The organism is Microbacterium sp. BF1 (genome assembly GCF_019279095.1).
Lineage (GTDB): Bacteria > Actinomycetota > Actinomycetes > Actinomycetales > Microbacteriaceae > Microbacterium > Microbacterium maritypicum.
Genome location: NZ_JAGYWT010000839.1, coordinates 1 through 599, shown reverse-complemented (window position 1 = coordinate 599; position 599 = coordinate 1). Strand labels below are relative to the sequence as shown.

General features: G+C 69.4%; 1 protein-coding gene. It reads right to left on the bottom strand.

The annotated features are described in order from the left end of the window. Positions 1-599 (bottom strand): FtsX-like permease family protein (locus KZA10_RS17105; RefSeq protein ID WP_218683497.1); only part of this gene is annotated, 599 nt, incomplete at both ends.

The window sequence follows — 599 nt, the reverse complement described above, 5'->3', positions numbered from 1 at the left end:
GCCGGGGTGAACTCCGGCAGCGTCGGCACCGAGCCCAGCAGCGACTGCGCGGCGATCCAGCCGTACGCGACGCCCAGCACGAGCCCCGTCAGAGTCGCCGCGACCGTGATGTGCGTGGCTTCGAGCAGCACCATCCGTCGCACCTGGCGGTTGGACAGACCGATCGAGCGCAGCAGTCCCAGCTCCCGGCGCCGCTGCACCACCCCGATCGTGAGCAGGTTCACCAGACCGACCGCGGCGATCACGGCCGAGACGGCGACCAGCACCATCATCACCGCAGCGAACGCATCCATCGGGGCGAAGAACTCCTCCGGGACCTCGCCCGTGACCTGGCTCATCATCAGACGCTTGGCCGATTCGAGGGCCACGGCGAACATCGTCACCAGGGTCACCCCCATCACCACGCCGATCGCCATCCGCGACGAGCGCTCCGGGTAGCGCAGTGCGTTCTCGGCGGCGAGGCGCGCGGTCGCACTCGACCCGAACATGCGTCCCACCAGGCGCAGGACCGGCGGCATGAACAGGACGGATCCGAGAGCGAGGCCCGTGAACGAGAGCACGCCTCCGAAGAAGGCGACCACGACACCGAGCGGCGTGAG